Source organism: Chitinophaga sp. (assembly GCF_036569125.1).
Classification (GTDB): domain Bacteria; phylum Bacteroidota; class Bacteroidia; order Chitinophagales; family Chitinophagaceae; genus Chitinophaga.
This window is the reverse complement of record NZ_DATCRF010000783.1, coordinates 1-6,011: the sequence shown is the minus strand read 5'-3', so window position 1 is coordinate 6,011 and position 6,011 is coordinate 1. Positions and strand designations below refer to the sequence as shown.

General features: G+C 51.1%; 8 protein-coding genes. All 8 read right to left on the bottom strand.

Going from position 1 to position 6,011, the window contains the following annotated elements; all coding sequences use genetic code 11:
- A partial coding sequence (locus VIM87_RS28865; protein WP_332000340.1) for a GSCFA domain-containing protein occupies positions 1–690 on the bottom strand: 690 nt, incomplete at its 3' end.
- Between the two features lie 35 nt (positions 691–725).
- On the bottom strand, positions 726–1,580 hold the full coding sequence (locus tag VIM87_RS28860) for a hydroxymethylglutaryl-CoA lyase (RefSeq protein WP_332000339.1): 855 nt from the start codon (positions 1,578–1,580) through the stop codon (positions 726–728).
- A gap of 57 nt (positions 1,581–1,637) precedes the next feature.
- Positions 1,638–2,426, bottom strand: coding sequence for a 23S rRNA (guanosine(2251)-2'-O)-methyltransferase RlmB (rlmB, locus tag VIM87_RS28855; RefSeq protein WP_332000338.1), 789 nt, complete (start codon positions 2,424–2,426; stop codon positions 1,638–1,640).
- Positions 2,427–2,566: 140 nt separating this feature from the next.
- Positions 2,567–3,127 carry an NUDIX hydrolase gene (locus VIM87_RS28850; protein ID WP_332000337.1) on the bottom strand — a complete coding sequence of 187 codons (561 nt, stop codon included), beginning with the start codon at positions 3,125–3,127 and terminating at the stop codon, positions 2,567–2,569.
- Positions 3,128–3,139: 12 nt separating this feature from the next.
- Complete coding sequence (locus tag VIM87_RS28845; RefSeq protein WP_332000336.1) at positions 3,140–3,580, bottom strand: GNAT family N-acetyltransferase; 441 nt, start codon at positions 3,578–3,580, stop codon at positions 3,140–3,142.
- 86 nt (positions 3,581–3,666) lie between these two features.
- Complete coding sequence (locus tag VIM87_RS28840) at positions 3,667–4,140, bottom strand: DinB family protein (protein ID WP_332000335.1); 474 nt, start codon at positions 4,138–4,140, stop codon at positions 3,667–3,669.
- Positions 4,127–5,044, bottom strand: coding sequence for an EamA family transporter (locus VIM87_RS28835; protein ID WP_332000334.1), 918 nt, complete (start codon positions 5,042–5,044; stop codon positions 4,127–4,129). Before VIM87_RS28835 ends, VIM87_RS28840 begins: the two co-directional genes overlap by 14 nt.
- A gap of 25 nt (positions 5,045–5,069) precedes the next feature.
- Positions 5,070–6,011 (bottom strand): pyridoxal phosphate-dependent decarboxylase family protein (locus VIM87_RS28830; RefSeq protein ID WP_332000333.1); only part of this gene is annotated, 942 nt, incomplete at its 5' end.

The following is a 6,011-nucleotide window of genomic DNA, read 5'->3' as shown; positions in this document are numbered from 1 at the left end:
GTCTATCACCAGCTCATAGGCCGGGAAGTAGAACAGGCGGTCAAATTTATTTACCAGGTGATGCACGGCCTGCAGCAGGATGGCCTTGCTGAGGTTATTTTCCACCACCCCATCCCGCACATAACGTACAGGGCTGATCGTAAACAGGATATTAATATGCCGGTTGCGGAAGAACAGCCGGTGCATCATGTTATCCAGGGCGCTGATGATCTCATCTACCGTAAGCAGCTTTTTATAAAAAGATGCCATAGGTACTTTATGGCAATTGCCGGCCAGCTGCCCGGTTTCCTTTAATACATAAGCATGTGCAGATCCCAGGGTGATCACCAGCCAGCGGGCTTCTTCCAGGCATTGTGCAGCCTGCGTTTGAGCGGCATTGATATTTTGCAGCGCAGCAGCGGGCGTTAGTGCGGAAAAGCGGCTGTGATGATCCCAGCTATGCCACAGATCATTGTGCTGAAAAAGGTCGGCTTCCGTATACTGTTTACCATCCAGGTAACTGTGTATGGCCTGGGTAATGCTCACCGGGTTGTATAAGATACCATGCGGGTTCACCAAAGTCCGGAACAAATGCTGTTGCAGCTGCGCACCCATTTCTTCCGCAAAACAGGAACCCATCAGCAACAGCCGGTCGCGGTAGTCGATGGGCGGCTCTATGGGCTGAATGGGAAAAGTAAGGCGGAAGTGCATGCGTATAATTAATAATGAAGAATTAATAATGAAGGTTAGAGCGAGGTTGTAAAGATCTTTTCCGCTAAACGCTGCGCATCCGCTAATGCGGGCTGGTTCAGTGTTAGCGGCTCATGATGCTCATTACAGAACTGCAGCAGGTTTTCTGTGGCCAGGTTGCCTACCAGGTCGTCCTTAGCCATGGGGCAACCACCAATACCTTTAATGGTGCTATCGAACCGGCGGCAGCCCTGCGCATAAGCGGCAGCAACTTTTTCCTCCCAGTTATGCGGGGCGGAGTGAAAATGCGCGCCAAACTCCACCTGCGGGTAAGCGGGTATAAGCGTGGAAAACAGTCGGGTGATGTTATCCGGTTCTGCTACGCCTACGGTATCTGCCAGGGAAATAATGCCAATATCCATCTTCGTCAGCTCATCTACCCATTGCATGGCGATGCCCGCGTCGTACGGATCGCCATAGGGATTACCAAAACCCATAGAGATGTATACCACCAGCTGTTTGCGGTTCTTGATACACAGCTCCTGCATGGTTTGCACCAGCTCCAGCGATTCTGCAATGGTTTTATTGGTATTGCGCAGCTGGAATGTTTCTGATATGGAAAACGGATAACCCAGGTAAGTAATTGGTTCGCACATCACGGCTTCTTCTGCCCCGCGCTGGTTGGCTACAATGGCCAGCAGCTTGCTGCCGTTTGCCGGAACATCCAGGTACGACAGCACTTCTGCCGTATCCGCCATTTGCGGAATAGCCTTAGGCGATACAAAGCTGCCAAAGTCGATGGTATCAAAACCTACCTGCAACAGGGTATTGAGGTATTGGATCTTACCGGCCGTTGGAATGGGGTGATGCCATCCCTGCATAGCGTCCCGCGGACATTCGATTAGTTTCATGATCGATGATTTGAAACCGGATGCCAGATGTATGATGCCTGCATTTTACTTCCTGCATCACACATTGAACGTCCGTTGCTTCATGGCTTCATATAAAATGATACCCGCTGCTACTGATACATTGAAGGATTCAAAGTTACCGGCCATGGGTATATGAAAAAGCGTATCTGCTGCTTTTAGCAATGCGGGATACACTCCCTTATCTTCCGACCCCATGATCACAGCCACCGGCTCTTTCAGATCACAGTCATACAGCTTGGGCGTGGCTTCCATTTCACTGGCCATTACTTTAATACCATTCAGGTGCAGGGTATCAATGGCTTTCAGCAGGCTGTTGACCCGGCAAACAGATATTTTTTCCAGCGCGCCGGCAGAGGATTTAATAGCTTCCTCATTCAGCGCTGCAATCCCTTTATCCGGGATTATGATGGCCTGCGCGCCACAGCAAACGGCGCTGCGGGCAATGGCGCCAATGTTACGTACATCGGTAATACCGTCCAGGATCAGGAACAGCGGTGTAAGGCCCTGATCTGTAGTATGGGAGATCACATCCTGCAGGTCCAGGTAGCTGATCTGGCCTGTAATGGCAATAATACCCTGGTGATTAGCCTGGGTAAGACTGTTCAGTTTCTCAACCGGTACTCCATTAATGGGAATATTGTATTGTGCGGCGAGCTGCTTTATTTGCGGAATAATGTCGCCGGTAGCATTGCGCAGCATGAAAATGCGCTCAATGGCCTTACCGGATTGTATTGCTTCTACCACCGGCTGCCGCCCTATAACCATGGAAGAGGCTTTGGGCTTGGGTGCAAAGGTGCGGCGGGTAGCGTTTTTACGAAAATCCATGCTGCAAGTTACAAATTATGTGCGGATGTGCAGATATGCAAATGTGCAGATGATGGGCAGCAATCCATCAAGCTAATCAGCCCGGGTCTTTGTGTAGAGGCTTCATTTGCACATCTGCACATTTGCATATCTGCACATTTTCAGATCTCCTTTTCCAGCATCATCAGCTTTATTTTCTGAATGGCGGCAATGGACAGGGAATCGGTGATCTGGTGGTTTTTCACCATCTGGTAGGCCTGCTCAAAAGGAATGCGCTGCGTAGTGAGCTGTTCGGTTTCTTCCGGTTCCGGCGCACGCTGCTCCAGGCCGCGGGCCAGGTATACCATACCCTTTTCGTCAGATACGGAGTTAGAGAGGTGCATGTGTACAATAAGGGACCAGTCTTTGGCTACCAGCCCGGTCTCTTCCAGCAGCTCACGCTGCGCAGAAGCCAGGGGCGCCTCATCCAGGGGGCCGCCGCCTTCCGGTATTTCCCAGGAGAACTGCTCCAGCGGAAAACGGTATTGCCCCACCAGGTAAATATATCCTTCCTCATCCAGCGCTACCACGCCTATCGCCAGGTTCTTGAAATGTACCACGCCATAAATACCGGCGCCGCCATTGGGGTTAATGACCTGGTGTTCTGTAAGCCGGATCCATTTATTATCATACTGTACCTGGCTGGATAATATTTTCCAGGGGTTGTTGTGCACTGTTTCCATGCTATAAAAATATCAAACGCTCAGGTAATAGTAGTAGTAAATATCATCTTTCTCAAAACCTGTTTTTTCATACAGGGCCTGCGCGTTCACATTGTCGTTATGCGTTTGCAGCATGATCCATTTGGCATTGGTGGACTGGGCCAGCGCTTTGGCGGCATCGATCAGCGCGCGGCCTACACCGGTGTTGCGGTACTGCTCCCATACATACAGGTCGTTCAGCACCCAGGCGCGCTGCATACCTACGGATGTGAATAACGGGTATAGCTGTACGAAACCCAGCAGCTCCTCCCCTTCCTGCGCCAGGTAGATCACGCTTTCCCGGTTGCGGATGCGGTCCGCTATAAAGGCTTCTGCCCCCGGCAGGTCCGGCGCCTGCTCATAATGAATACGGTAGGCATCAAACAAAACTGCTACGGCAGCGGCATCCTGTAAGGTGGCTTCTCTGATTGTCATACTTAAATGTAAGATTTCCCGGTAAAAAAAGATGCCCGGTCTGGTAAATACCAGCGGGCATCGTGTCATACTTCTATCTAAATCGTTCAGGTTGAGTAAGTCACCTGCGCCTGCCGCAGGTGATGGTGTAAGTGCACCAGGTAATCCTCCACTATATATTCCAGCGTTACCGGTGCGTGGGCGCCTATTTTACAGGTTTGCTGTAAAGCGGCTGCAGGGATGCGTTGCATTACCCGTACCAGGTGGCGGTTCACTACGGCCCATAGCAGGATGAGCGTTTCCCAGTCTGTTTCCTGGTAGCCCTGTGCGGCTACCCAGAAATCCTGCGCATATCCCGGCAGCTCCAGCGGCCCTTGCTGGGCGCGTATAAAACGTTGATGGTTGTTGAGCGCAGAATCTATCAGGTGGCCCAATATTTCCTTTTTGCTCCACTTGTCAGGGGCCGGCTTAAAGGCTGCTTCTGCTTCGGTATACTTCCGCAGATCCGGTACAGCTACCGTTAATGTTTGTTCCAGCCCGCGGGCGGTTGCCTGTGCAGTGGTTGCTTCAACTGAGCTCATAGCGTTGTTCTTTACTTTTATTTACAGCTGTATTCACCATATACACCCCGGTTAATGTTACCAGGCATGATAAAGCAGTGATCCAGTTTAATTGTTCATTTAAGATCATCCATCCCAGCAGCACCGCTACAATCGGGTTAATGTAAGCATATACGGATGCCAGGGATGGCGGCAGGTTATTGAGCGTGTATACGTAAGCGGAGTATCCTAATATAGACCCGAAGAAGATCAGGTAGAGCAGGCTGCCCCATAATTCGCCGGTAAACTCCGCATGGCGGAACTCCCCGGTAACCAAGGTTATTACCAGCATTACAATGCCGCTGAATAACATCTCAAACCCTGCGCCATACAGGTAATTGACCTCTATTGCCCATTTGGCGGTGAGCACAGACCCCATGGACCACGACAAACAGCTGATCAACACCAGTATAATACCAAAGCGGAAATCGGGGTTCATCAGATCACCCAGGTAATCGGAAAAAATGCCTGCCACGCCAATAAAGCCAATGATCATACCGGCAATTAACAGCGGCGATACCCGGTTCTTTTGCTGCACCAGGAAAAAGCTGAAGATGGTCATCCAGATAGGTACGGTGGCGGCAATAATGGCGCCCAGCCCACTGGGTATGTATTTCAGGGCCCAGGTAAGCAGGCCGTTGGCGCCTACCAGCATCATCATACCAATAATAAACAGGCGCGATAGTACCGCCTTACCCGGCAGCTTATACCCTTTGAGTAAAAAGAAGCTTACTAACAGCACACCTGCTGCGCTTTGCCGCAGGCCGGACAGCATAAGCCCGTGCATATGCCGCACCCCTATCCTGGAAGCCAGGTAAGTAGTGCCCCAGAAAATGCTTACTATGACCAGCGCCAGGTAAGCTTTTGTATGTTTGGATTGTGTCATTTTCGTAAAGGTTAAAGCTGAAAGCTTAAAGCAAAAAGCCCAGTAGCTTGTCTAGCAGCGGTTTTTCCCTGATCTCTTCTTTGGGCTTTAAGCTTTGTGCTATTTCTTCCATTTCTTTCCATACCCTGCGTACATCCTGCTCCGTAGTACGCCAGCTCACCAGCGCTGCGCGGATGGCCGGTGTATGCAGGTATACCGTAGGCGTCATAAAAGCTACGCCCCGCTCAGCCAGTATTTCCAGGAAACGGGTAGTGGCTTCATCCAGCTCATTTAAAGGTTTGCTGAGCGTAAAACAAACCACGCTCAGCTTCACCGGCGCCAGCAAGCGGAAGTACGGACTGTCTGAGATCAGCGATCCCAATAAATGTGCCTGCTGTATATTGGCCTCCACTATATCCTGGTAGCCTTTTGCACCATAAGCCTGCAGCGAGTACCAGGCCGGCAAGGCCCGCAGGCGGCGCGAGTTTTCCGGCACATGATGAATGAAGTTAAAATCCTTTGCAGGATCGCCCAGGTAAGCAGCGCCTACATTCTTGAATACGGCGGCCTGTAATGAAGGATGCCTGCAGAAGATCATGGCTGCATCATAAGGTACGTTCATCCATTTATGTGCGTCAATGGTAATGCTGTCGGCCGCTTCCCAGCCTTTTATCAAATGCCGGTGCTGCGGGCTGCAGGCGGCAAACCCGCCAAAAGCAGCATCCACATGTAACCAGAAATTATATTGCTGTTTTAAACGTGCCAGGGCAGCAAGATCATCAAAGTCAGTTGTATTTACGGTGCCTGCGCTGGCAACAAAGATCACCGGCCGGCCTTTGTGCTGCTGCAGCCAGGCCTCCAGCGCCTCTACGTCTACTGCTTCCCGTTGGGGCAGGGCCGGTATCTTTACCAGCGCATCCCTGCCCAAACCCAGCATAGAAAGGCTTTTAGCCACACTGGAATGCGGCGTACAGGCAAGCACTTGGGG

Bases quoted from the DNA above. Each gene is read 5' to 3' on its own strand.
- VIM87_RS28850 (WP_332000337.1), bottom strand. From the start codon at position 3,127: ATGGAAACAGTGCACAACAACCCCTGGAAAATATTATCCAGCCAGGTA.
- VIM87_RS28845 (WP_332000336.1), bottom strand. From the start codon at position 3,580: ATGACAATCAGAGAAGCCACCTTACAGGATGCCGCTGCCGTAGCAGTT.
- rlmB (WP_332000338.1), bottom strand. From the start codon at position 2,426: ATGGATTTTCGTAAAAACGCTACCCGCCGCACCTTTGCACCCAAGCCC.
- VIM87_RS28835 (WP_332000334.1), bottom strand. From the start codon at position 5,044: ATGACACAATCCAAACATACAAAAGCTTACCTGGCGCTGGTCATAGTA.
- VIM87_RS28860 (WP_332000339.1), bottom strand. From the start codon at position 1,580: ATGAAACTAATCGAATGTCCGCGGGACGCTATGCAGGGATGGCATCAC.
- VIM87_RS28840 (WP_332000335.1), bottom strand. From the start codon at position 4,140: ATGAGCTCAGTTGAAGCAACCACTGCACAGGCAACCGCCCGCGGGCTG.